21 protein-coding genes and 1 pseudogene are annotated in these 23,551 nt (G+C 56.1%); 7 read left to right on the top strand and 15 right to left on the bottom strand.

Annotated elements, in window-relative coordinates:
• Window positions 1-19 precede the first annotated feature (19 nt).
• Complete coding sequence (gene pbpG, locus ABLV75_RS08050; RefSeq protein WP_004103849.1) at window positions 20-967, bottom strand: D-alanyl-D-alanine endopeptidase; 948 nt, start codon at window positions 965-967, stop codon at window positions 20-22.
• A 173-nt stretch (window positions 968-1,140) separates the two neighbouring features.
• A complete protein-coding gene (locus tag ABLV75_RS08055) occupies window positions 1,141-1,728 on the bottom strand; it encodes a Yip1 family protein (protein WP_004103850.1) in 588 nt (195 codons plus the stop codon).
• A 155-nt stretch (window positions 1,729-1,883) separates the two neighbouring features.
• Between ABLV75_RS08055 and ABLV75_RS08060 the strand changes: the two genes are divergently transcribed.
• The gene (locus tag ABLV75_RS08060; protein WP_004103851.1) at window positions 1,884-2,453 is read left to right on the top strand and encodes a DedA family protein; all 570 of its coding nucleotides are present in this window, start codon (window positions 1,884-1,886) and stop codon (window positions 2,451-2,453) included.
• Window positions 2,454-2,557: 104 nt separating this feature from the next.
• Here ABLV75_RS08060 and mdtQ read toward each other — a convergent pair whose 3' ends face one another.
• Window positions 2,558-3,997 carry a multidrug resistance outer membrane protein MdtQ gene (mdtQ, locus tag ABLV75_RS08065; RefSeq protein WP_004103852.1) on the bottom strand — a complete coding sequence of 480 codons (1,440 nt, stop codon included), beginning with the start codon at window positions 3,995-3,997 and terminating at the stop codon, window positions 2,558-2,560.
• A 119-nt stretch (window positions 3,998-4,116) separates the two neighbouring features.
• Here mdtQ and ABLV75_RS08070 point away from each other — a divergent pair, with 119 nt between their 5' ends.
• Entirely contained in the window at window positions 4,117-4,851 is a 735-nt protein-coding gene (locus ABLV75_RS08070; RefSeq protein ID WP_004103854.1) for a class I SAM-dependent methyltransferase, read from the top strand.
• Between the two features lie 63 nt (window positions 4,852-4,914).
• Here the strand turns inward: ABLV75_RS08070 and ascB are convergent, their stop codons facing one another.
• The 9 genes and pseudogenes from ascB to ABLV75_RS08115 all read right to left on the bottom strand — a co-directional run bounded on the left by ascB (window position 4,915) and on the right by ABLV75_RS08115 (window position 15,431).
• Window positions 4,915-6,309, bottom strand: a complete 1,395-nt coding sequence (ascB, locus tag ABLV75_RS08075) for a 6-phospho-beta-glucosidase (RefSeq protein WP_004103857.1) — start codon at window positions 6,307-6,309, stop codon at window positions 4,915-4,917.
• A gap of 17 nt (window positions 6,310-6,326) precedes the next feature.
• A pseudogene (gene bglF / locus ABLV75_RS08080) lies at window positions 6,327-8,298 on the bottom strand (PTS beta-glucoside transporter subunit IIABC).
• Window positions 8,299-8,351: 53 nt separating this feature from the next.
• A complete protein-coding gene (bglG, locus tag ABLV75_RS08085) occupies window positions 8,352-9,185 on the bottom strand; it encodes a transcriptional antiterminator BglG (RefSeq protein ID WP_004103859.1) in 834 nt (277 codons plus the stop codon).
• A 152-nt stretch (window positions 9,186-9,337) separates the two neighbouring features.
• Complete coding sequence (gene dusC, locus ABLV75_RS08090) at window positions 9,338-10,276, bottom strand: tRNA dihydrouridine(16) synthase DusC (protein ID WP_004103861.1); 939 nt, start codon at window positions 10,274-10,276, stop codon at window positions 9,338-9,340.
• 170 nt (window positions 10,277-10,446) lie between these two features.
• Window positions 10,447-11,640: a 3-hydroxybenzoate 6-monooxygenase gene (locus tag ABLV75_RS08095; protein ID WP_004103863.1), complete on the bottom strand. Its 1,194-nt coding sequence runs from the start codon at window positions 11,638-11,640 to the stop codon at window positions 10,447-10,449.
• 8 nt (window positions 11,641-11,648) lie between these two features.
• On the bottom strand, window positions 11,649-12,293 hold the full coding sequence (gene maiA, locus ABLV75_RS08100) for a maleylacetoacetate isomerase (RefSeq protein WP_004103865.1): 645 nt from the start codon (window positions 12,291-12,293) through the stop codon (window positions 11,649-11,651).
• An 8-nt stretch (window positions 12,294-12,301) separates the two neighbouring features.
• The gene (locus tag ABLV75_RS08105) at window positions 12,302-13,000 is read right to left on the bottom strand and encodes a fumarylacetoacetate hydrolase family protein (protein WP_004103867.1); all 699 of its coding nucleotides are present in this window, start codon (window positions 12,998-13,000) and stop codon (window positions 12,302-12,304) included.
• Between the two features lie 23 nt (window positions 13,001-13,023).
• A complete protein-coding gene (gtdA, locus tag ABLV75_RS08110) occupies window positions 13,024-14,061 on the bottom strand; it encodes a gentisate 1,2-dioxygenase (RefSeq protein ID WP_004103869.1) in 1,038 nt (345 codons plus the stop codon).
• A gap of 11 nt (window positions 14,062-14,072) precedes the next feature.
• A complete protein-coding gene (locus ABLV75_RS08115; RefSeq protein ID WP_004103871.1) occupies window positions 14,073-15,431 on the bottom strand; it encodes an aromatic acid/H+ symport family MFS transporter in 1,359 nt (452 codons plus the stop codon).
• Between the two features lie 126 nt (window positions 15,432-15,557).
• On the opposite strand from ABLV75_RS08115, the gene ABLV75_RS08120 reads away from it, so the two are divergent.
• The 5 genes from ABLV75_RS08120 (at window position 15,558) to sanA (ending at window position 19,540) form a co-directional block, all read left to right on the top strand.
• Window positions 15,558-16,475, top strand: a complete 918-nt coding sequence (locus ABLV75_RS08120; protein ID WP_004103873.1) for a LysR substrate-binding domain-containing protein — start codon at window positions 15,558-15,560, stop codon at window positions 16,473-16,475.
• Between the two features lie 121 nt (window positions 16,476-16,596).
• Window positions 16,597-16,995, top strand: coding sequence for a CidA/LrgA family protein (locus ABLV75_RS08125; RefSeq protein ID WP_004103875.1), 399 nt, complete (start codon window positions 16,597-16,599; stop codon window positions 16,993-16,995).
• Window positions 16,992-17,687, top strand: coding sequence for a CidB/LrgB family autolysis modulator (locus tag ABLV75_RS08130; protein ID WP_004103877.1), 696 nt, complete (start codon window positions 16,992-16,994; stop codon window positions 17,685-17,687). Before ABLV75_RS08125 ends, ABLV75_RS08130 begins: the two co-directional genes overlap by 4 nt.
• 127 nt (window positions 17,688-17,814) lie before the next feature.
• The gene (gene cdd, locus ABLV75_RS08135) at window positions 17,815-18,699 is read left to right on the top strand and encodes a cytidine deaminase (RefSeq protein ID WP_004103882.1); all 885 of its coding nucleotides are present in this window, start codon (window positions 17,815-17,817) and stop codon (window positions 18,697-18,699) included.
• A gap of 124 nt (window positions 18,700-18,823) precedes the next feature.
• Window positions 18,824-19,540: an outer membrane permeability protein SanA gene (gene sanA / locus ABLV75_RS08140; protein WP_004103884.1), complete on the top strand. Its 717-nt coding sequence runs from the start codon at window positions 18,824-18,826 to the stop codon at window positions 19,538-19,540.
• Between the two features lie 189 nt (window positions 19,541-19,729).
• Here the strand turns inward: sanA and mglC are convergent, their stop codons facing one another.
• From mglC to mglB, 3 genes are all read right to left on the bottom strand, one after another.
• Window positions 19,730-20,740, bottom strand: a complete 1,011-nt coding sequence (mglC, locus tag ABLV75_RS08145) for a galactose/methyl galactoside ABC transporter permease MglC (RefSeq protein WP_004103885.1) — start codon at window positions 20,738-20,740, stop codon at window positions 19,730-19,732.
• A gap of 15 nt (window positions 20,741-20,755) precedes the next feature.
• Window positions 20,756-22,276, bottom strand: a complete 1,521-nt coding sequence (gene mglA, locus ABLV75_RS08150) for a galactose/methyl galactoside ABC transporter ATP-binding protein MglA (protein WP_004103886.1) — start codon at window positions 22,274-22,276, stop codon at window positions 20,756-20,758.
• A 118-nt stretch (window positions 22,277-22,394) separates the two neighbouring features.
• Complete coding sequence (gene mglB, locus ABLV75_RS08155; RefSeq protein ID WP_004103888.1) at window positions 22,395-23,393, bottom strand: galactose/glucose ABC transporter substrate-binding protein MglB; 999 nt, start codon at window positions 23,391-23,393, stop codon at window positions 22,395-22,397.
• Window positions 23,394-23,551: the final 158 nt, after the last annotated feature.

Below are 23,551 nucleotides of genomic sequence, written 5' to 3' on the forward strand. Positions count from 1 at the left end.
TAATCCGGGGAAATGGGGGTTAATCGTTCTGCGCGGTCTGCGCGCCGCCTTTCAGCATCGCATCGGCCATCTGCGCTTCGCGCTGTTTTTTATAGCTGAGCGCGGAAGCCGGAACCGGCATCACTTTCCCGGTTTCAATCCACGTTCTCAGACGGCTGGCATCGGCAAAGTGGGTATATTTGCCAAAAGCATCCATCACCACCAGCGCTACCGGGCGCTGATTAATCACCGTACGCATAATCAGGCAGTGGCCCGCAGCATTAGTAAAACCGGTTTTGGTCAGCTGAATATTCCAGTTATCACGATAGACCAGATGATTGGTGTTACGGAACGGCAGCGTGTAGGCGGGATGGGCGAAAGTCGCCATATCTTCCTTCGTGGTGCTCAGCTGGCCAATCAGCGGATACTGCTCGCTGGCGATCAGCAGCTTAGTCAGATCGCGCGCGGTGGAAACGTTATGAATCGACAGGCCAGTGGGCTCAACGTAACGGGTGCGGGTCATTCCCAGCGCCTGCGCTTTGGCGTTCATCGCGCGAATAAAGGCGTTATAGCCGCCGGGATAATGGTGCGCCAGGCTGGCGGCGGCGCGGTTTTCCGACGACATGAGCGCCAGCAGCAGCATATTGCGGCGGCTGATTTGGCTGTTCAGGCGAACGCGTGAATAGATCCCTTTCATTTCAGGCGTCTGGCTGATATCAACGGTCAGCATCTCATCAAGCGGCAGATGGGCATCCAGCACCACCATCGCGGTCATCACCTTGGTGATCGACGCCATCGGACGAACCAGATCCGGCTGGCTGGCATAGATGATCTTTTTGCTGGCAAGGTCGACGATCATCGCGCTGCCGGACGCAATATCCGGCTGGGAAGCGGACACCGCCGCGGGGGATTTAGCCATCGCCTGGGGCGCAAAAGGCACAGCCAGCAGCAACGTCAGGCTGAGCAAAGAAACTCGAAATTTGGTCATCGTGAACATTCTGAAAAGTATTTTTGCACGTTATGAACGTACGCCGCGGCGCTGGGGATAACACCGCTGGCAAAAATCATCATACCCTGTCAGAACGCGCGCTGGCTAATAAGAATCGTGAACAAATGCTGCATTGCCGACATAAAAAACTATTTATGCCGGCAATGAGTTAATCAGAAGAGTCGATAGCCGTAGCCCCAGAGGATCACGGTGATGGCGAGCAGCACTTCCAGCACCAGCACGCCAATCGCCAGGGTCGAGCTGGCGAAACTTAGCCCCTCTTCTTTATTGATGCCAAGGAAAGTCGGGATCCCGAGATACAGCAGATAGCCGGTATAGAGCAGCGCGACGGTTCCCACCAGCGCGCACAGCCACACCAGCGGATAGAGCGCCACGATCCCGCTCAGGAATAGCGGCGTGGCGACATAGCCGGCGAAAACCATACAGCGTTTAAGGGAAGGCCGCTGCGGATAGCTTCGTGCCATCCACCAGATAACCCGCCCCATCACCGCGACCCCGGCGAGCATCACGGCATAAAACAGCACCGCCAGCGCCAGGCCGGTCATCAGCGACAGTTTTATCACCGTGCCGTCGCCGAAGTTCCAGCCCAGCTGCGTGGTGCCGATAAAGGCGCAGATAACCGGAACCGCTGCCATAACCAGCACATGATGCGTGTAGTGATGCGAAACGGTTTCGTTTTCGCTTTTAATAACGCTCATCTCTTGATTAGGATGCGAGAAGAGCCCCCAGACATGGTTCATAGCGTCCCCCTTGTCACGGCGTGGTACAGCACTAATCCAAGTATAATTCACCTTGTAGATTATTTTGTGTACAGCAAGAAAAATGCGCTTCCCCGGCATTTTTATCATCAGGGTGTATGATTAAGGGACTGACGTTTTATGGAGTTTATCTTTATATGGATATCAATAACCTGATTACCCAGTACGGCTACGCGGCGCTGGTCATTGGCAGCATGGCGGAAGGCGAAACCATCACGCTGCTCGGCGGCGTGGCGGCACATCAGGGATTATTGAAGTTCTGGCTGGTGGTTATCTCGGTCGCCCTCGGGGGAATGATTGGCGATCAATTGCTTTATTTGCTCGGCAGACGCTTTGGCGGACGCATCCTGCGCCGGTTTTCCCGGCAGAAGAAGCGGATCCAGAAAGCCCAGCGCATGATCCAGCGTCGCCCCTACCTGTTTGTCATCGGCACCCGCTTTATGTACGGCTTCCGGGTTATCGGCCCGCTGCTGATTGGCGCCAGTCGACTGCCACCGAAGGTGTTTCTGCCGCTGAATATTCTCGGCGCGATTATCTGGGCGTTAATTTTTACCACGCTCGGCTATCTCGGCGGCGAAGCGATAGGCCCGTGGCTGCACCATCTGGACGCGCATTTGAAACACTGGATCTGGCTGATTCTGGCGGTGGTGCTGGTGGTTGCGGCGCACTGGTGGCTAAAGCGCCGCGAGGCAAAGAAGAAAGAGTGATGAGAGTGCCCGGATGGCGGCATCAACACCTTATCCGGGCGACAGATCCACAGACCATGCGATCTGCAGCCCGGCTAAGCGCAGCGCAAGACGGGGAAACCGAACTACTTCGCCGCCTGATGATACCCGCCGCCCAGCGCGGAGGTTAGCTGGATGCTGGCATCAAGCCACTGGCCGCGCAGACGCAGAGCGGTAATGCGCTCCTGCAAAGCGGGCAGCTTCGCCAGGCTGACGCGCGAACCGGAAATAATCCCGGCATTCATCCGCGCCTGCGCCAGAGCGACCATCCGCTGAGCATCCTTTTCAACCTGCTGCTGCTGCTGATTTTTCGCCATCAGCGTCTCAACCTGGCTGGCGGTTTTCGCCACCTGATTAACCGCATCGACCACCGCTTTGTTGTACTTCGCTATCGACAGGCCATTTTGCGCGCTGGCGATATCCAGATTCGCGTTCAGCCGACCGCTATCAAAGATCGGCAGGGTCAGCCCGGCAGTGACGCCCATCTGCTGGGCAGAGTGGCGGAACAGATCGCTGAGATGCAGAGCATCCTGTTGCAGGAAGGCCATTAGGTTGATATCCGGATAAAACGCGGCTTTCGCGGCATCAATTTCGCTTAAGGAAGCTTCGATATACCAGTGGGCGACCTGCAGATCAGGACGTCGCGCCAGCAGCTCATAGCCCAGCTCATTGGGCATTTGCGCGCTGACGGCAGGCAAATCCGCCGGATGCAGATTCAGCGCCTGGCTCTGATTGTTGGTCAGCGCCATCAGCCGCGCTTCAATCTCTTTCATACTGCCGGCAACGTCGGCAAGCTGCTGATCGGTTTTACTGACGTTAATGTCGTTCTCCGCCCCTTCGGCCGAGTTGGTGATCCCACGTTGATACAGCGCAGTATCCACGGTAACGACGTTATTCTGTTCGCGCTTCATCTGCGTCAGCACGTTTTTAATGGCCGCCTCGGTCTGCCACTGCCAGTAAAGACGGGCGACGCTGCTGGCCAGCAGTTCACGGGTCTGGGCTTCTTCAGCGACCTGAGCTTTGACTTCACCGATTCGCGCTTGTAACAGCGCGCGGTTTTTACCCCACAGATCCAGGTCCCATCCGGCGGTCAGCCCGAAGGTACCGTTGGTGTACCACGGCCCGGTATTGCCGTCGGTATCGGTGGCAAACGGTCCCATCAGCCCCTCGGAAGACATTTTCTGCCGTTCAATATCGGCGGAAAAATCCAGATTCGGTCCCAGGGTGGATTGCGACATCCGCGCCTGCGCTTCCGCCAGTTTGATGCGCTGCCCGGCAATCTGCATGTCCGGCGCATTGGCTAAGGCACGCTGAATCAGGCTATTGAGCTGAGGGTCATGATAATCCTGCCACCAGTTGCTTTGCGGCCAGCCGTTTTTCACGGCGGCGGGCAGTTCCATTGCGATGTGGGATGCCGGGGTTTGCTGCTGGAGCGGATTGCCAATATCGTGCGATGGCGCGCAGCCCGCCAGCGCGATGGCCAGTGGCAGGCCAGCCAACGCGCGTTTGCTCAAAGTCAGGTTCATGAAATCGGTCAGATGATTAAATAAGGTCGGGTATATTAAGCTAATTGCATCATAGCCGTTTAGTAAAGCGTGTGCCGTAACTATTAGCAGGCTAAAAATAAACTTCTCATGGAGTGAAAATGAGTCAGAACATCTATGACGATCCCGCTTTTTTTGCCGGATACGCCACCCTCGACCGTTCAGTTAAGGGGCTGGAAGGCGCGCCTGAGTGGCCAACCATACAGCAAATGCTTCCGCCGTTATCCGGTTTACGCGTCGTCGATCTTGGCTGCGGCTACGGCTGGTTTTGCCGCTGGGCCCGCGATCGGGGCGCCGCGCAGGTCGAGGGACTGGATCTCTCCAGCCGGATGCTGGAGCGTGCCCGCGAAATGACCCGCGGCGAAGGTATCCGCTACCGCTGTGAAAACCTGGAGAACCTGACCCTGCCCGCAAATAGCTGCGAGCTGGTCTATAGCTCGCTGGCGCTACACTATCTGCCCGACGTGGCGCCGCTGTTCGCTACCGTTTACCAGGCGCTGACGCCCGGCGGTACGCTGCTGTTCTCCGCCGAGCATCCCATCTATACCGCCCCGCCGCAGCAGGGCTGGCTGGAAGATGAGAACGGACAGAAGCGCTGGCCGGTGAGCCACTACCAGCAGGAGGGCGAACGTATCAGCAACTGGTTTGCCGACGGGGTGAAGAAGCAGCACCGCAAGCTGTCCACCTGGATAAACCTGCTGGTGGCCGCCGGTTTTATCATCGAGCATCTGGATGAATGGGGGCCAACGGCGGAGCAGATTGCCGCCCAGCCAGCGCTGGATGAAGAAAAAGAGCGGCCGATGATTTTTCTGCTGCGCGCGCGCAAGCCGGCGTAATACGCAAAATGGCCCGGAGGTTATCCGGGCCATATGGATGATGTTACTTTCGTGCTCAGGGCATTACTCTTTTAAGCTGCCGCCGTTAGTGGCAATCACCTCTTTATACCACCAGAAGCTCTTCTTGCGGCTGCGCGCCAGGGTGCCGTTGCCTTCATCATCGCGATCGACGTAGATAAAGCCATAGCGTTTGGACATCTCCGCTTTCGAAGCACTCACCAGGTCGATAGGTCCCCAGCTGGTGTAGCCCATCACCTCAACGCCGTCCTCAATTGCCTCACGAACCTGCACCAGATGGTCGTTAAGGTAGCTGATCCGGTAATCGTCGTTGATGCTGCCGTCAGCTTCCACTTTATCTTTCGCGCCGAGACCGTTTTCCACGATAAACAGCGGCTTCTGATAGCGATCCCACAGCACGTTCAGCAGCGTGCGCAGACCGAGCGGGTCAATCTGCCAGCCCCACTCCGAACTTGCCAGATGCGGGTTTGGCACCATGCTGAGAATATTGCCGCGCGATTTTTTGTTCAGCTCTTCGTCGGCGGTCACGCAGCCGGTCATATAGTAGCTAAAAGAGATAAAATCGACGGTCTCTTTCAGGGCTTCGCGATCGGCATCGGTGATCTCAAGGCTAATGCCGTTGTCGCGGAAATAGCGCAGCATATAGCCCGGATAAGCGCCGCGGCACTGGACATCGCCAAAGAACTGCCAGCTGCGGTTCTGCTGCAGCGTTTCAAAAATATCGTCCGGTTTGCAGCTCAGCGGATACATCAGGCCGCCGAGCAGCATATTGCCGATTTTGCCCTCAGGCACGATGTCATGGCAGGCTTTAACCGCCAGCGCGCTCGCCACCAGCTGATGGTGAATGGCCTGGTAGACGTCCGCTTTGCTGCTGTCAGCCGGCAGACCAACGCCGGTCATCGGCGCGTGCAGGGACATATTGATTTCATTGAAGGTCAGCCACAGTTTAACCTTCGTCTTGTAGCGCTCAAACACCGTACGGGCATAGCGTTCGAAGAAGCCAATCACTTTGCGATTGCCCCAGCCGCCGTAGTTTTTCACCAGCGCCCACGGCATCTCATAGTGCGACAGCGTCACCAGCGGAGTGATATTATGCTTCGCCATTTCGTCAAACAACTTGTCGTAAAAGGCCAGTCCGGCTTCGTTGGGCTGCGTTTCGTCGCCCTCAGGGAAAATACGCGCCCAGGCAATCGATACGCGCAGGCAGTTAAAACCCATTTCGGCAAAGAGGCTGATATCTTCCGGGTAACGATGATAGAAATCGATGGCGACGTCTTTTATGCCGCTATCGCCAGGTACGCGTTCTACCACATCGCCAAATACGCCGCGCGGTTGGACGTCAGAAGTGGTTAATCCTTTCCCCTCTTCCAGATAAGCGCCTTCGACCTGGTTTGCCGCGGTCGCGCCGCCCCATAAAAACGCCTGTGGGAATGTCTTCATTCATCTCTCTCCTGTGATTAACGGCTTACGGACAACAGCGGCTGACCGGCATCCACCGCGCTGGCGGAAACAATGTCGAGAGCACGGTAATCGTCGCTGTTGCTGATAATAATGGGCGTCGCCAGATCGTAACCGGCGTTCAGAATCGCCTGACGGTCAAACTCCAGCAGCAGATCGCCCGCTTTAATTTTGTCGCCCTCTTTAACATGGGCGGTGAACGGCGCGCCATCGAGCTTGACGGTGTCGATACCCACATGGATAAGCAGTTCAATTCCGCTATCGCTCAGCAGGCCGATAGCATGTTTCGTCTGGAAAATCGAGGCGACTTCCCCCGAGAACGGCGCAATAACTTTGCCTACTGAAGGGATAATCGCCACACCCTGGCCAAGTAAACCGCTGGCGAAGGTGCTATCTGGAACCTGATCGAGCGCCAGCACGCTGCCGGTCATCGGCGCCAGAATATCGTTTTCCGAGGCCGGTGCCACGACAACGGCCGCCTGTTCGGCGGCGCTGCGCGGCAGCCCGGCGACTAGCGTGAGCACGCAGGCGATGATTAATGCGCTAATCGTTCCCAGCGCGCCGCCCCACACCGTGGCGTCAATGCCCTGCGGCGGGATCATCTGCGCCAGGGTGAAAATGTTACCGAAACCGAAAGAATAAACGTGGCTGTCGCTGAAGCCGACAATCGCGCCGCCGATAGCGCCAGCGACGCAGCCGAAGATAAAGGGACGGCGGAGCGGCAAATTCAGCCCATAAATCGCCGGCTCGGTCACGCCGAAGATCCCGGCGGATACCGCCGAGCCCGCCAGCACTTTTTGCCGGGCATCGCGAGTGCGCAGGAAAATCCCCAGCGCGGCGCCAACCTGCCCCATTACCGCCGGCAACAGCATCGGCATCATCGAATCATGGCCAAGCACGGTAAGGTTGTTAATCATCAACGGTATCAGGCCCCAGTGTAAACCGAAGATGACGCACACCTGCCACAGCGCGCCCATCGCCGCTCCGGCAAGCCAGGGCGCAACCTGATAGATAAGCAGATAGCCATTGGCCAGCTGCTGGCTCAGCCAGGTCGCAACCGGGCCGATAATCAGAAACGTGAGCGGGACAACCACGGCCAGGCAAATCGCCGGGGTAAAGAAGTTCTTCATCGACGAGGGCAGTATTGCGTTGCTCCGCCACTCAATCCAGCAGCTCACCCACGAAGCGAGGATAATCGGGATGACCGACGAGCTGTAATTGATAAAGGTCACCGGAATGCCAAGGAAATATTCCGCCGCGGCGTCAGGCGCCATACTGGCTTCGAAAGATTGAATCATCAGCGGATGAGTTAACGCGCCGCCGATCACCATCGTAATAAAGGCGTTACCGCCAAATTTCTTGCCGGCGGTGTAGCCGAGAAATAACGGGAAAAAGAAGAACAGCGCATCGCTGGCGGCAAACCAGATTTTATAGGTCGCCTGTTGCGTCGTTAACCAGCCGCAAACGACAGCCAGCGCCAGCAGTCCTTTGAGGATCCCCGAGGCCGCCAGGACGCCGATAAACGGGGTGAAAATACCGGAAACCACGTCGATAATCTGGCCGATAATCGACACTTTTTCGCCCTTCACCGCAACCGGCTCACTGTCGTCCGTCAGGCCGGCTTCGCTGCGCACCGCCAGCCAGACATCATGTACGTGGTTACCGATGACCACCTGAAACTGGCCGCCGCTTTCCACCACCATGATGACGCCAGGATTCGCCTTCAGTCCTTCGGCATCCGCCTTCTTGCTATCTTTAAGCTTAAAACGCAGCCGCGTTGCGCAGTGAACCAGACTCACAATATTCTCTTTGCCGCCTACCCGGCTAAGAATATCCTGCGCGAGTGCTTTATATTCCATGCTGTTTTTCCTTACTTCCGCTGCCCGCAGGCATCGTTAACTGAGTATTAAAAATAAAAAAACCCGAGAACAACGCCGTGTAAGCGTTGCGCTCAGGTTTTGCCTGCATAATGCAGTAACAATCCAGTTGTAGAGTGGGAGCCTGGCGCCAGGCCCGATCGGCGCTTAGCGTCCCTCTTTTCTCACCCGTTCAATATGAATGGCGAGAAACATAATTTCTTCCGTCGTCAGCGGCCGCTGGTAGCTCTTTTGCAGGTGCCGGGCGACGGTTTCCGCACACTTCCACGCTTTTGGGTAGTTATCCTTTACCGCGCTGTGCAGCGTCACATCATCATCTTCGACCACCGTTCGCGTCAGCATACGCTGGGCGAAAAACTTAAGATGCGTAACGAAACGCTGGTAGCTCAGCGACTCTTCGTCGTAGTTAAGGGTCAGCTGATATTTCACCAGCTGCAGAATCTCCTGCATGACCCGGGTAACGTGCATCACCTCCGGCATTTCGCTGTTGAGCTGCGCCGTCACCAGATGCAGGGCAATAAAACCCGCCTCATCTTCGGCCAGTTCAACGCCAAGCCGTTTGGCGATAATCGCCCGCGCTTCCTGCCCTAACTCAAACTCCTTAGGATACAGCCGTTTTATTTCCCACAGCAGCACATTACGAATGGCGAGGCCCTTCTTCTGCCGCTCGATCGCAAAGTGGCAGTGATCGGTCAGGGTAATGTACAAGCTGTCCTGTAACTTACCGAGACGACCGCGCGCCAGATCGATAATCCGATCGCAGGTGGTCATCACTTCTAACGGTATCTGACTGAGTAATTCGCCTAAACGACCAATCAGTTCATCGCTCTGCAGCGCGAAGACTTTTTCAATTTTACTTTCATCAAGAGAGTCACCAACGCGTTTTTGGAAGGCAAGTCCTCGGCCCATGACCACCTGTTCGCGCTGCTGCTCATCGACAACCACCACTACATTATTATTAAGTACTTTGGCGATTTGCATATGAACCCCAAAAACAAAAAAACCTGACCCCGACAGATGCCAGGAAATCAGGTTTTGCCTGCCGGAGCAGTAACAATCGGTAGTGAGTATTTCACTGTCCGCCGGGTAATCTCAATGGGACAAGCAAAAAAATGTGATGCAGGTCAGATAGTTTAGCTACGCCAGTCGTTAATCGTGCGCGCAATACTGGTTGAATCCTGTAGAGTGCGCACCGCGCTGAACAGATCAGAAGCTTCGATGTATTCTTTACGCAAATAGCTCAACCACTGTTTGATACGCGCGACGTGATAAAGGCCGGTATCGCCCTGCTTTTCCAGACGGGTATATTTTTGCAGCAGCCCGACGACCTGGGGCCAGGGCATACGCGGTTCGTTATATTTTATTACCCGGCTTAAGTTCGGCACGTTCAGCGCGCCGCGGCCAATCATTACCGAGTCGCAGCCGGTCGCGGCCAGGCAATCCTGAGCGCTTTGCCAGTCCCAGATTTCACCGTTGGCCACCACCGGGATAGTCAGGCGCTGACGGATTTCGCCAATAGCCTGCCAGTCAATGCGCTCCGCTTTATAGCCATCCTCTTTGGTGCGGCCGTGAACCACCAGCTCGCTGGCCCCCGCCTGCTGGACCGCATCGGCTATTTCAAATCGCCGTTCGCCGCTGTCCCAGCCAAGCCGAACTTTTACCGTGACCGGTAGTTCGTCGGGAACCGCCTCGCGCATCGCTTTCGCGCCGCGATAGATAAGCTCGGGATCTTTGAGCAGCGTTGCCCCGCCGCCGCTGCCGTTCACCAGCTTTGACGGGCAGCCGCAGTTCAGGTCAACCCCCCAGGAACCGAGTTCGACCGCGCGAGCGGCGTTTTCCGCCAGCCACTGCGGATACTGCCCGAGCAGCTGCACGCGCACGCGGGTGCCGGAGGGCGTCAGGCTGTTGTTATGCAGTTCCGGGCACAGTTTGTAGAACGATTTTACCGGCAGGAGCTGATCCACCACGCGCAAGAACTCGGTGATGCAGAGATCGTAATCATTGACTTCGGTCAGCAGCTCGCGCACCAGCGAATCGAGCACGCCTTCCATCGGCGCCAGTAGTACACGCATATTGTTTATCATTGCCCGAAAAAAAAGAGGCGCTATGGTAGCGCCTCTGGATGCGGGTTGAAAGGGGTGAATATCGGTTTTACCGGCGGCGCTGCTGCTTCCCGGCTTGCGCTGCGCTTAGCCGGGCGACAAGGTCGCCTCTGTCTGCGGGCCGGGAAATGCACGGCCGCTTAACGTGGTTGCAGGCAGTTATCCTCTTTCCAGCCGTACAGCCACTCAATGCCGCGATAAAACTCGCTCTGGGTTTTGCCTTTCCACAGCAGATTGCGCACCTGGCGCTCAACCCCGGCAGCGTGATAGACCCGCCCCATTTCACGCGTCGACCAGACGATTCGCGCGGTACGCGGAATACGCACCGATTCATACAGCGCGAAAGCGCGGGCGGCGTCGCCGTCGCACTGGGCCAGCGCTTTACCCAGGGTCACCGCATCTTCCAGCGCCATACAGGCCCCCTGCGCCATATACTGCGCCACCGGATGCGCGGCATCGCCGACCAGCGTAATACGATCGTTGCCCCATTTTTCTACCGGCTCGCGATCGGCGGTGGACCAGCGGCGCCAGGAGGTCGGTTTATCGAGCATCTGCCGGGGACGCGGGTGGATACCTTTAAAGTAGGAGAGCACCTCTTCTTTACTGCCGTCGCGCACGCCCCACTCTTCCTGCTGCCGACTATGGAAGGTCACCACCAGGTTGTACTGCTTACCGCCGCGCAGCGGATAATGCACCAGGTGGCAGTGCGGACCCGCCCACAGTACCGGCGCATTGATGCGTAAATCGTCCGGCATATCGGCGGCATCGACGACCGCGCGATAGACCACGTGGCCGGTTACCCGCGGCGAATCGCCCAGCAGGCTTTGGCGCACCACCGATTTACCGCCGTCGCAGCCGATCAGAATATCCGCCGTCCAGCTATTGCCTTTATCATCAAACACCGTCACGTCATCGGCGGTCTGGCGGATATCCACTACCTGCGTCGAAGTACGATACTCGACGGCCGGATGGGTCAGCGCCGCCTCCCAGACGGTGGCGTGGATATCCACCCGGTGGATCACCGCATACGGCCCGCCAAAATGGTCGCGGAACGCCTGTCCTGTCTCAATGTGCACGACCTCTTCGCCGTTTACCGCATCCATCATGGTGATATGGTCGGTAAAGACCGCCCGCTGGCGGGCGACTTCGCCGACGCCGAGGCTGTCCAGCGCCGAGAACGCGTTTGGGCCAAGCTGGATCCCGGCGCCAATTTCGCCGATTTCATGCGCCTTTTCCAGCAGCATCACCTTGATACCCTGGCGCGCCAGCGAAAGCGCCGTGGCTGCCCCGCCAATACCGCCGCCGACAATGATTGCTCGCATCACTTTTGCCATGTTGCCTCCTAAGCCGGGATCTTATCTTGTTGGTTTTCCGGCGCGGCGGCGATAAACGCCGGCAGCCGGGTACAGGCGTCATAAACCGCCTGGCAGCGCGGATAGTGGCTGAGATCGCAGCCCATCCTCAGCGCGTTGGCCCACTGCGGCACCAGACAGCAGTCCGCCAGGGTGGGGGCATCGCCCACGCAAAAATCGCCGGATTTCGCGTGGCGCAATAGCTGTTCAACAGCGCTGAACCCCTGCTGGATCCAGTGCGCATACCAGCGTTTTTTCTCCTCTTCACTCACCTTAAGCTCGTCGCCAAGGTAGCGTAAAACGCGCATGTTATTAATGGGATGAATATCGCAGGCGATGGCGTATACGATCTCCAGCACCCGCATGCGCGCGCTGTCTTCCTCAGGCAGCAGCAGCGGCTGCGGATAGTGCCGATCCAGCCAGTCCGCTATCGCCAGCGACTGGCCGAGAGATTCACCTTCGTCGGTAATGAACGTCGGCACCAGGCCGACCGGGTTCAGCCGCCGGTACTCCAGCGCATTCTGCTGGCCGATGCGGATATTGACGCCCACGCTCTGGTAGTCGATGCCTTTCAGCGCCAGCGCGATGCGCACGCGGTAAGAGGCAGAGCTATTAAAAAAACTGTACAGCTTCATCATTCACCTCACACCACGCGCACGGCGATTGGCGTCAGTCCATCTACGTTGCCGGTGATAACATCGCCTTTCACCACCGCGCCAACGCCTTCTGGAGTCCCGGTAAAAATCAGGTCACCGGGCTGCAGCTCAAAGAAGCCGGAAAGATAGCTGATAGTTTCATTAACCGACCAGATCAGGTGGCGAATATCGCTGCGCTGATGATCTTCCCCATTCACCTGCAGCCAAATTCCCGCCTCGTTGACGTCAACCGTATCCGCTTTGTGCAGCGGCGCTATCGGCGCGGAGAGATCGAAGGCTTTGCCGATTTCCCAGGGACGGCCCATCTGGCGCATCTCCATCTGGCGATCGCGGCGGGTCATATCCAGACCGGTGGCATAGCCCCAGATATACTCATGGGCCCGCTCCAGCGGGATATCGCTTCCCCGTTTGCCAATCGCCACCACCAGCTCAATTTCATAGTGATAGTTGTCGGTTTGCGCGGGATACGGCAGGCTCAGCGTCTCTCCCGCAGCGACGGGCACCACCGCATCGGCAGGCTTGCAGAAGAAAAACGGTGGTTCGCGATCCGGATCAAAGCCCATTTCACGCGCGTGAGCGGCGTAGTTGCGGCCCACGCAGTAAACGCGGCGTACCGGAAACTGCTCATCGCTGCCGACAACCGGAACGCTAATTGGGGCCTGGGGAGCAAAAACGTATTGAGTCATGATGGAGTCCTTATTCGTATTTTTTAATAACGCGCTTCGCGGAACAGGCCGAGCGCTTCCTGCACGGGACGGTCCGAAAAGCTGAATAACACGGTATCTTCGGCGGAGATAAAAGAGACGGCGTGCCAGGTGGGCACCACGAAGATATCCTTTGCCTGGAAAGAAAATGTCTGCTCGCCGATAGTCACCTGGCCGCTGCCCTCTACCACGTGATAGATGGTGCTATCGGTGGTTTTTGCCGCTCGCGAGGTAAACCCTTTCGGCAGCAGCTGGAGAAAGGCGCCCATCGATGGCATCGGGTAGCCACCGGTGACCGGGTTGACGTAACGCATCTTATAGCCGTCCCACTCGTCGGCATCCCCCATACGCGTCAGATCGTGCAGCGCTTCGCGGCTGCGGTCGTAGCGATAGTTAAAGATGGGTGAAGAGTTACCGACCTGATGGCGCAGCGGCAGCATATTGGCGGCGTAGCGCGGCAGATAATCCCCCTCTTTGCGGGTCACCGGCTGCTGATCCTCCGGATAGTCTTCCGCGAAACCGCAGCCCAGATAGTTCACCAGCGGCAGATCGAGGCCATCCACCCAGACAACCGGCTCATTGCCCTGGTTGCCGTGGTCGTGCCAGCGCCACTGCGGCGTCAGAATAAAGTCACCGGCCCGCATTTGCGTGCGTTCGCCATCGACGGCGGTAAATGCCCCTTCACCTTCAACCACAAAGCGCAGCGCCGACTGGTTATGACGGTGGCTCGGCGCCACTTCGCCGGGCATGATCAGCTGTAAACCGGCATACAGCGATGAAGTAATCGATGACTGTCCGCGCAGCGCCGGGTTCTCCAGCACCAGTACGCGGCGTATCGCCTCTTTCGCGCCAATCAGCTCGCCGCTTTTCAGCAGCAGCGGACGAATCTCCTGATAGTTCCAGTAAGCCGGCGCACAGGTAGGGTTCGGCGTTTTCGGGACCAGATGATGCAGCGATTCCCAAAGCGGCGTCAGGTTTTGCCCGGAAATATGCTGATAGTAGTTCTGACGATCGTTGTTGATTTCCATGGAAGATTGGGACATGAGCATTCTCCTTATTTATTCACGATGCCCGCAGAAGGCAGCGCGGCAGGTACAGATGTTGGGTTGCGAACGGCAAGCGTCAGCAGGACAAGCATCACGGCGCTAACCACAGCCGGTACTGCGATAACAAAAAACAGGGTGTCAAAAGAGAAATTCATCGCCATCATCACGCCGCCGGAGAGCGAACCAACAATGGCTCCGCAGCGGCCAATCGCGTTTGACCAGCTCACGCCGGTCGCGCGGCTTTGGGTGGGATACAGCGTCGCGGTCAGAGCATTTAGCCCTACCTGCGAGCCGCTGATGCCGATACCGGTGCCGAAAATCGCCAGCGCCATCAGCCACAGACCGTTCTCGCTCAGGCCAATCATGACGATACAGACCGACCCCAGGGCGTAACTCAGCGCCAGCACCCGGAAAGGGTTGAAACGGTCCATCAGCACACCGAGCAGCAGTGCGCCAAAGGTCCCGCCAATCTGGAAGGCCGCGGTCACCCAGGAAGCATGCTGTAAATCAATTCCACGATGGTTAAGCAGCGTCGGCATCCAGCTGGAGAGGAGATAGATAATCAGCAGGCTCATAAAGAACACGACCCACAACATCAAGGTGATGGGCAGCTGACGCCCGGCAAATAGCTGGCGGATGCTGCCTTTCGCGCCGGCGGCAGGCTCATCAAGCCAGAAATGGGTATCGGTATAGCGTTCGCCGGTTATCGCGCCAACGGTTTTGGCAATCATCGCTTGTGGCAGCTGACGACGGATCTGCCAGCGCGGAGATTCGGGAAGCAGCGGGATTAGCGCCGCTGCCAGCATCAGCGGTAGCACGCCCCCCAGCACCAGGATACCGGGCCAGCCAATCAGCGGCACCAGCTGCGCGCTGACCACGCCGCCGAACGCCGAGCCAAGGGTGAATCCACAGAACATCAGGGTCACCAGCGCCCCGCGCCGCCGGGCAGGCAGATATTCCGAAGTCATCGTAATGGTGTTAGGCATCGCGCCGCCCAATCCCAGCCCCGTCAGGAAGCGCAGGATCACCAGCGTCTCCAGGTCAGGGGAAAACGCGGAAAGCAGGCTAAACAGGCCGAATAGCGCGACGCAGAACTCGATGACCCGTTTACGGCCAAAGCGGTCGGAGAGCGGACCGCAGAGCAGCGCCCCGGCGGTTAAGCCCAGCAATCCTGCGCCAAATAACGGCGCGAGATCGCCTGCGGTTAATTGCCAGTGGTGACGAATATCCGGGGCGATAAAACCAATTGCCGCAGTATCGAAACCGTCGAGCATGACCACCAGGAAACAGCAGATAATCACGCGCCACTGCCGGGCGCCGACCGGCGCGGCATTAAGCAGTTTCTGTAGTTCGAGTCGTTGAGTCATCGTTATGCCTCAGTGCAGGTAGGGGAAGATGTTGTATTTATTTCTTTTATGTTGCGAGTTTGTAACCCAAGCAATGAAATGTACAATGGTATTTCGGGCATAGACATAACCTGGAGGTTATCGCTGATGGCAGGCTGGACGCAGAAACTGAAGCTGCACCATTTACAGATGCTGGTCGCGCTGGGGGAACAAGGCAACCTCACACAAGTGGCTAAAATGATGAATATTACTCAGCCGGCGCTCTCCAAATGGCTGAGCCAGTTTGAAGATGAAGTCGGCATGCCCCTGTTTGAACGTCACAGCAAAGGCCTGCGCCCGACAGAAGGCGGAAAGCTGCTGCTTCAACACGCCCAGCGGCTGATTAACGATATGTCGCGTTCGCAGTATGAAATCGAGCGTTTCAAACAGGGCGGACAGGTGGGGAGTCTGATGATCGGCTGTTCACCGGTGGCCACCGACTGCGTTTCGCAGGCGATCCTCGAACTGCTTAAAGAGATGCCGACCCTGCATCTTAATATCGAAGAGAAAGTCATGACGCCGCTGCTTAACGATCTGCTCGCCGGGGTGATTGATGTCGTGGTCGGGCGAGTCGGCGGGCGGGCGCTGGAGCTGCCGCTGAGCTACCGGGTGCTCTACACCGAGCCGGTCTGCTTTGTCGCCCGCCCCGATCATCCTCTGGCGCAAAAATCGCAGTTAAGCTGGGCTGACCTCTCTCCGTGGCGCTGGATTGTCTGGCCCACCGGCACACCGATTCGCCTGAGCATCGACAACGCGCTGGTGGATAACGGCGTCATGCTGCCGGAGAACACCATTGAGTCCGCCTCGATGAACGTCACCAGCAACCTGTTACAGAGTAGCGATATGGTGTCGATACTCTCACTGCGCCTGGCGCAGCGCTATGCGGCCCAGCACCAGCTGGCGATTCTTAATTTGCCGCGCATTGAACAAAAAGGTAGCGTTGGGGTTTTCTGGCGAAAAAGTGAAGCGCCGTCGCTGGCGTTGAGCCGATTTCTGCACTGTCTGTCGCTGCAATCGACACACTGATAGCCGTCCGTTTTGCTGTTCCCCGTCTCTATTGCAGGTATGCGTAGAATTCATGATGTGATCGGTAGCACATTTTTGGCTTTAATTGTATGATGAATGCGGTTCATCAAGGGTTATTACCATGAGTAAATCACTGATTATTGTCTGGCAGTATGTGCGCGCTTTCGTGCTGATCTACGCCTGCTTGTATGCGGGCATTTTTCTCTCTTCACTCCTGCCGATCGCCATTCCCGGCAGTATTATTGGCATGCTGATTTTGTTCTTTCTCCTGGCGCTGCAGATCCTGCCGCCGCAGTGGGTTAACCCCGGCTGCAATATCCTGATTCGCTATATGGCGCTGCTATTTGTGCCTATCGGCGTGGGCGTTATGCAGTATTGGGATTTACTCCGCGCGCAGTTTGGCCCGGTAGTGGTTTCCTGCGCGATAAGCACGCTGGTGGTTTTTTTAGTAGTCAGCTGGAGCTCACACCTGGTTCACGGCGAGCGCAAAGTGGTTGGTCAAAAAGGAAGTGAAAAATGATCCATGAAATCTGGTGGTCGCTGCCGCTAACCCTTATCGTCTTTTTCCTCGCCCGCATGCTGGCGGCGCGATTCAAGTTTCCGCTGCTTAATCCGTTACTGGTGGCCATGGTGGTGCTGATCCCCTTTTTGTTGATCACTGGCATCTCCTACGAGCGCTATTTTCAGGGCAGCAAAATTCTTAACGATCTGCTGCAGCCGGCGGTGGTTGCGCTGGCCTTTCCTTTATATGAGCAGCTACACCAAATCCGCGCTCGCTGGAAATCAATCATCACTATCTGCTTTATCGGCAGCGTGGTGGCGATGGTCACCGGTACCACCGTTGCCTTACTGATGGGCGCAACGCCGCAGATTGCCGCCTCTATTTTGCCGAAATCGGTCACGACCCCGATTGCGATGGCGGTGAGCAGCAGCATTGGCGGCATTCCGGCGATCAGCGCGGTATGCGTTATTTTTGTCGGCATTCTCGGCGCGGTCTTCGGCCATACGCTGTTGAATGTGATGCGCATTCGTACCAAAGCTTCGCGCGGCTTATCGATGGGTACCGCCTCACACGCACTGGGTACCGCCCGTTGCGCTGAACTCGACTATCAGGAGGGCGCGTTCAGTTCGCTGGCGCTGGTACTTTGCGGGATTATTACCTCGCTGGTTGCCCCGTTTTTGTTTCCGCTGATCCTGGCAATAGCCGGATAGTTGTGATTTGAATCACAATTTAAAATGCAACGAGATAGAATTACATTAACAATGAGATGTTAATCACATATGTCAGCTATAAGCACCCGTACACTAGATTCCCATTACATTGTTATGAGGCAACGCCATGCACCCACGTTTTCAAGCTGTTCTTCCCCAACTGGCGGCGGACCTGCAAGCGGCCATCGCCCCGATGCTGGCCGACCCGCATTTTCCGGCCCTGCTCAATGCAGATCAGGTCGCTGCGCTGCAAAGCGCGACGGGGCTGGACGAAGACGCGCTGGCCTTTGCTCTGCTGCCGCTGGCGGCGGCCTGTGCGCGTACCGACCTCTCCCACTTTAACGTCGGCGCCATTGCCCGCGGCATCAGCGGTACCTGGTACTTCGGCGGCAATATGGAATTCCTCGGCGCCACCATGCAGCAGACCGTGCACGCTGAGCAAAGCGCCATCAGCCATGCCTGGCTGCGCGGCGAAAAATCCCTGCTGGCGATTACCGTGAACTACACCCCCTGCGGCCACTGTCGTCAGTTTATGAACGAACTGAACAGCGGACTAGCGCTGCGCATCCATCTTCCGGGCCGCGAAGCCCATTCGCTGCAGCACTATTTACCGGACGCTTTCGGCCCGAAAGATCTGAATATCAAAACCCTGCTGATGGATGAACAGAACCACGGCTTCCCGCTCAGCGGCGATGCGCTGGCCCAGGCGGCGATTCAGGCAGCCAACCGCTGCCATATGCCGTACAGCCATTCGCCCTCCGGCGTCGCGCTGGAGCTGAAAGACGGGACTATTTTCACCGGTAGCTATGCAGAAAACGCCGCCTATAACCCGACGCTACCGCCGCTGCAGGGCGCGCTGAATCTGCTGAGCCTCAATGGTTACGATTACCCGGATATCCAGCGCGCTGTTCTTGCCGAGAAGGCCGACGCGGCGCTCATCCAGTGGGACGCAACCGCCGCGACGCTGAAGGCGCTGGGCTGTCATAACATCGATCGCGTCCTGTTAGGTTAGTCACATTCTGCGGGCCAAACGGCCCGCATTGTTGAAAATCCCCGCAATTAAACGACGGTTTCTTGCGCTTGCCCGGCGGGTAAAGTAGCCTGAAGCTTCCCTCGTCCACTATTGAGCCCGGTTCATGTTAAAGCGTGCGTTATACAGCCTGTTAGTCCTGTTCGGCTTGCTGCTGTTAACCGTGCTGGGGCTTGACCGCTGGATGAGCTGGAAGACCTCTCCTTATATCTACGATGAGCTACAGGACCTGCCCTATCGTCAGGTCGGCGTGGTACTCGGCACCGCTAAGTACTATCGTACCGGCGTCATCAACCAATATTATCGCTACCGAATTCAGGGCGCGCTGAACGCCTACAACAGCGGTAAGGTGAACTATCTGCTGCTCAGCGGCGATAACGCGCTGCAGAGCTATAACGAACCGATGACCATGCGCCGCGATTTAATTAAAGCTGGCGTCGATCCGGCGGATATCGTGCTGGACTATGCGGGTTTCCGTACCCTTGATTCGATTGTTCGCACCCGTAAAGTCTTCGACACGAATGATTTTATTATCATTACCCAACGCTTCCACTGCGAGCGGGCGCTGTTTATTGCCCTGCATATGGGTATTCAGGCGCAGTGCTACGCGGTGCCGTCGCCGAAGGATATGTGGAGCGTGCGCCTGCGCGAGTTTGGTGCTCGTTTCGGCGCGCTGGCCGATCTCTATATTTTTAAACGCGAACCGCGATTCCTGGGTCCGCTCATCCCGATCCCCGCGCTGCAGGAAGTCCCGGACGGCGCCCAGTCCTACCCGGCGGTCACGCCGCAGCAGCTGATGGATCTGCAGAAAAAAGAGAAGTGAAGCCGCCATAAGCGAACGTGAAAACTGGCGTCTTACCGAGCGGGAATACTTTTCTGATTACGCGAGTGAATATCGGGATACTGAGGATATATACCCTACCTGATTCAGGTTGCAGGAAGGCGGCAAATTATCATTCCGAAAAAGCAAAAGGCAGACGCCTGAACTGACGCCTGCCTTCATTCACTAATCTTATTTCTTACGCGCGTACTTCAGTGAATCCAGCGCCACGGCGAAAATAATAATGGCCCCTTTGATAATGTACTGCCAGTACGGGTTGACGCCGATATAGGTCAGACCGTAGTTAATGACGGTGAAGATAATCACCCCGGTCACCACGCCGAACACGGTGCCGACGCCGCCGCTGAACGAGACTCCGCCGACCACGCACGCGGCAATCGCATCCAGTTCATACATAAAGCCGAGGTTGTTGGTCGCCGACCCGATGCGCCCCGCCTCCAGCAGCCCGCCGAACGCGTAGAACACGCCGGAGAGCGCGTAAATCATCAGCAGGTTCAGCGCGACGTTCACCCCGGAGACCTTCGCTGCTTCCGGGTTGCCGCCGATAGCAAAGATGTTTTTACCAAAGCGGGTCTTGTTCCACAGGATCCACACGAAGAAAACGGCAATCAGCGCGTAGAAAGTGATATACGACAGACGGAACGAGCCCAGCGCTACGAACCCTTGGGCAAATTGCGAAAAGTGACTATCAAAGCCGGAAATCGGCGACGCGCCAACGAAGTCGTAATACAGCGAGTTAATACCGTAAACGATGATCATCGTACCGAGGGTGGTGATAAATGGCGTCACGTTCAGGTAGGCAATAATAATACCGTTGATAAGCCCAATCACCGCGCCGATCGCACAAACCAGCAGGATAACCAGCGGAATCGGCATCGTGGCCATTTCCGGGAACACTTTGTTGGCGTTGTCCACCGCCTGTAGCATCGTGGCGGCGATAACCGCCGCCAGGCCGACCTGACGCCCGGCCGAAAGGTCGGTCCCCTGAGTGACGATAAGCCCGGCAACCCCGAGCGCGATGATAATACGCACCGAGGACTGGGTCAGAATATTACTTAAATTCAGCAAACTTAAGAAAGTCGGGTCCTGGAAAATAATGATGGCCAGCAATACTAAAAGAACGACGTAAATCCCACCCTCTTTCAACCAGGTGAGAAAACTCTTTTTATTTAACGCACTCATGAGAAGCCCCTGATCTTAAAGGTGCAACGACGCAAGACGGAGAATTTCGTTTTGCGTGGTAGTTTTAGTCTCAACAATTCCGGCAACAAGACCATTGCTCATCACCAGAATACGGTCGGTAATACCCAGCAGCTCCGGCATCTCGGAGGAGATAATAATGATGCCTTTATCTTTTTTGGCCAGTTCGGCGATCAGCTGATAAATTTCGAACTTGGCGCCAACGTCAATGCCGCGCGTCGGTTCATCGAGCATCAGAATTTCCGGCTGAGTTAATAGCCAGCGACCAATAATCACTTTTTGCTGGTTACCACCGGATAACGAACCAATTTGCGTATGCTGCCCCGGTGTTTTCACGCGCATTGAATCGATGACCCATTGGGTATCGCTTTTCATGCGTGAATTATCCAGCAAGCCGACCTTATTTTTGTACTTCTTAATATTGGAGATCAGCGAGTTAAAACCGATATCCAGATACGCATAAATCCCCGTCGAGCGACGCTCTTCGGTCACCAGCGCAAAACCATGGTTGATGGCTTCATTGGCGTTATGGTTATTAATCTTCTTACCGTGCAGCTTGATTGTCCCGCCGGACTTCTCGCGAATACCAAATAACGTCTCGACGATATCGGTACGTTTCGCCCCTACCAGCCCGGCGATACCGAGGATTTCGCCTTTGTGCAGGTCGAACGAGACATCGCGGATTGACGGCTGACGCAGCGAGGTTAAATTACGCACCTCAAGAATTATCTCGCCCGGCTTATTTTCCCGGGTCGGGAAGCGCTGAGTGAGGGAACGGCCCACCATCATCGCGATAATCTTATCCATATCCAGCCCTTCCAGCGGCTGGGTGGCGATCCACTGGCCGTCGCGCAGAACGGTAATTTCATCGCATAGCTGGAAGATCTCTTCCATTTTGTGGGAAATGTAGACAATGCCGCAGCCGCGCTCTTTCAGCTTGCGGATAATGGTAAACAGATGATTGACCTCTTTTTCGGTTAACGAAGACGTCGGCTCATCCATAATCACAATTTTGGCGTTATAGGAAAATGCCTTCGCAATTTCAATCATCTGCATTTGCGATACCGATAGCGTCCCGACGCGAGCGCGTGGGTCGATATCAATATCCAGCTCGTCAAAAATCGCTTTGGTATCACCATACATTTTGTCCTGATCGACAAACATACCTTTGGTGGGATAACGCCCCAGCCACATGTTGTCCATCACCGAACGTTGCAATACCAGGTTTAATTCCTGATGAACCATTGAAATACCGTTTTCCAGGGCCTCTTTTGCCGAATGGAAATCGATCTCTTGTCCCTGAAAAAGAATACTGCCGGAATCTTTTTGATAGATCCCAAAAAGGCATTTTAATAATGTTGATTTGCCCGCACCGTTCTCCCCCATTAATGCATGAATAGAGTGGGGACGAACCTTGAGGTTCACATTATCGAGAGCCTTGACGCCAGGAAACGATTTGTTGATGTTGGTCATTTCCAACAAATATTCGCCTGACCGTTCGCTATTATTGCTGACCATAGTTATACCTGGCTGCGTGCATGCATACCCCAGCCGTCGAATTAACGACGGGCCGGGACGGATTCGGTATCAGGAATAATCGGGCGTACAGCGCGTACGCCCGCGGCTTATTAAGCTGTTACTTACCGATAAACTCGCTCAGATTATCTTTATCAACGCCCACGTACGGTACGCGGACAATCTTATTATCAATTTTCCAGTTAGTACCGGCAGCCGGTTCTTTACCATCGGCGAGATTTTTCGCCAGATCGAAGGTCGCTTTCGCCTGGTTGTTAGCATCGTTCAGTACGGTTCCCGCCATGGCGCCGGATTTCACCAGCGCTAAGGCTTCAGGCAGAGCATCGACGCCGAATACCGGGATGCTGCTCTTATTGTGCGCTTTCAGCGCTTCTACCGCGCCCATGGCCATCGCGTCGTTATTGGCGATAACGACTTCAATTTTGTTCGCGTTCGGGCCGGAGAGCCAGGCATCCATCTTATCCTTCGCCTGCGCGGTATCCCACATGGCGGTATCTAACGCCAGCTGCTGGGTTTTCAGCCCTTTATCATTCAGCTCTTTAATCACGTAGGTGGTGCGCGCCTCGGCATCCGGATGGCCCGGCTCGCCTTTCAGCAGGACAAACTGAATCTGGCCATCTTTATTCAGGTCCCAGTTCGGGTTCGCTTTCCAGTGCTTGGCAATCAGATCGCCCTGAATTACGCCGGACTCTTTAGAATCAGTCCCGACGTAGTATGCTTTATCGTAGCTATCCAGCGCCTTGCGGGAAGGTTCTTTGTTAAAGAATACCACCGGCACATTCTGGCCACGGGCTTTATCGATTACCGTACCCGCCGCTGCGGGGTCAACCAGGTTAATCGCCAGCGCCTTCACCCCTTTTGCCAGCAGGACGTCAATCTGATCGTTCTGTTTGGACTGGTCGTTCTGCGAGTCATTCATCAGCAGCTGAACATCCGGCGCTGATTTACCGTCTTTTTCGATTGCCTTACGCACTACCGACATAAAGTTGTCGTCGTATTTATAAATCGTCACGCCGATACGCGTATCTGCGGCGTGAGCGGCGGCGCCGAATAACATGCTAGCCATTACAGCAGACAGGGTTAACACCTTCTTATTCATGGAATCTCCGGTTTTATTATGCAGGGTCTTTGGAGTGAAAACGGCTGGCGAGTGTTACATTGATGTTACCGCACAGCGACATTCACGACTGTAATTCTGTCTTCCGTGTAGGGTAACGCTCCTGAAAAACGGCTTAATTAATCGTTTAACCGCCGATT

Origin of the sequence: Klebsiella sp. CN_Kp066 (genome assembly GCF_040065135.1) — a bacterium.
GTDB lineage: Bacteria > Pseudomonadota > Gammaproteobacteria > Enterobacterales > Enterobacteriaceae > Klebsiella > Klebsiella oxytoca.

What these genes read in the sequence shown, in the direction of transcription:
- mglA (WP_004103886.1), bottom strand. Translation starts at nt 22,276, where the DNA reads ATGGTCAGCAATAATAGCGAACGGTCAGGCGAATATTTGTTGGAAATG.
- gtdA (WP_004103869.1), bottom strand. Translation starts at nt 14,061, where the DNA reads ATGTCCCAATCTTCCATGGAAATCAACAACGATCGTCAGAACTACTAT.
- ABLV75_RS08120 (WP_004103873.1), top strand. Translation starts at nt 15,558, where the DNA reads ATGGCAGGCTGGACGCAGAAACTGAAGCTGCACCATTTACAGATGCTG.
- mglC (WP_004103885.1), bottom strand. Translation starts at nt 20,740, where the DNA reads ATGAGTGCGTTAAATAAAAAGAGTTTTCTCACCTGGTTGAAAGAGGGT.
- ABLV75_RS08125 (WP_004103875.1), top strand. Translation starts at nt 16,597, where the DNA reads ATGAGTAAATCACTGATTATTGTCTGGCAGTATGTGCGCGCTTTCGTG.
- bglG (WP_004103859.1), bottom strand. Translation starts at nt 9,185, where the DNA reads ATGCAAATCGCCAAAGTACTTAATAATAATGTAGTGGTGGTTGTCGAT.
- ABLV75_RS08070 (WP_004103854.1), top strand. Translation starts at nt 4,117, where the DNA reads ATGAGTCAGAACATCTATGACGATCCCGCTTTTTTTGCCGGATACGCC.
- cdd (WP_004103882.1), top strand. Translation starts at nt 17,815, where the DNA reads ATGCACCCACGTTTTCAAGCTGTTCTTCCCCAACTGGCGGCGGACCTG.
- mdtQ (WP_004103852.1), bottom strand. Translation starts at nt 3,997, where the DNA reads ATGAACCTGACTTTGAGCAAACGCGCGTTGGCTGGCCTGCCACTGGCC.
- maiA (WP_004103865.1), bottom strand. Translation starts at nt 12,293, where the DNA reads ATGAAGCTGTACAGTTTTTTTAATAGCTCTGCCTCTTACCGCGTGCGC.
- mglB (WP_004103888.1), bottom strand. Translation starts at nt 23,393, where the DNA reads ATGAATAAGAAGGTGTTAACCCTGTCTGCTGTAATGGCTAGCATGTTA.
- ABLV75_RS08055 (WP_004103850.1), bottom strand. Translation starts at nt 1,728, where the DNA reads ATGAACCATGTCTGGGGGCTCTTCTCGCATCCTAATCAAGAGATGAGC.
- sanA (WP_004103884.1), top strand. Translation starts at nt 18,824, where the DNA reads ATGTTAAAGCGTGCGTTATACAGCCTGTTAGTCCTGTTCGGCTTGCTG.
- ABLV75_RS08095 (WP_004103863.1), bottom strand. Translation starts at nt 11,640, where the DNA reads ATGGCAAAAGTGATGCGAGCAATCATTGTCGGCGGCGGTATTGGCGGG.
- dusC (WP_004103861.1), bottom strand. Translation starts at nt 10,276, where the DNA reads ATGCGTGTACTACTGGCGCCGATGGAAGGCGTGCTCGATTCGCTGGTG.
- ABLV75_RS08105 (WP_004103867.1), bottom strand. Translation starts at nt 13,000, where the DNA reads ATGACTCAATACGTTTTTGCTCCCCAGGCCCCAATTAGCGTTCCGGTT.
- ABLV75_RS08115 (WP_004103871.1), bottom strand. Translation starts at nt 15,431, where the DNA reads ATGACTCAACGACTCGAACTACAGAAACTGCTTAATGCCGCGCCGGTC.
- ascB (WP_004103857.1), bottom strand. Translation starts at nt 6,309, where the DNA reads ATGAAGACATTCCCACAGGCGTTTTTATGGGGCGGCGCGACCGCGGCA.
- pbpG (WP_004103849.1), bottom strand. Translation starts at nt 967, where the DNA reads ATGACCAAATTTCGAGTTTCTTTGCTCAGCCTGACGTTGCTGCTGGCT.
- ABLV75_RS08060 (WP_004103851.1), top strand. Translation starts at nt 1,884, where the DNA reads ATGGATATCAATAACCTGATTACCCAGTACGGCTACGCGGCGCTGGTC.
- ABLV75_RS08130 (WP_004103877.1), top strand. Translation starts at nt 16,992, where the DNA reads ATGATCCATGAAATCTGGTGGTCGCTGCCGCTAACCCTTATCGTCTTT.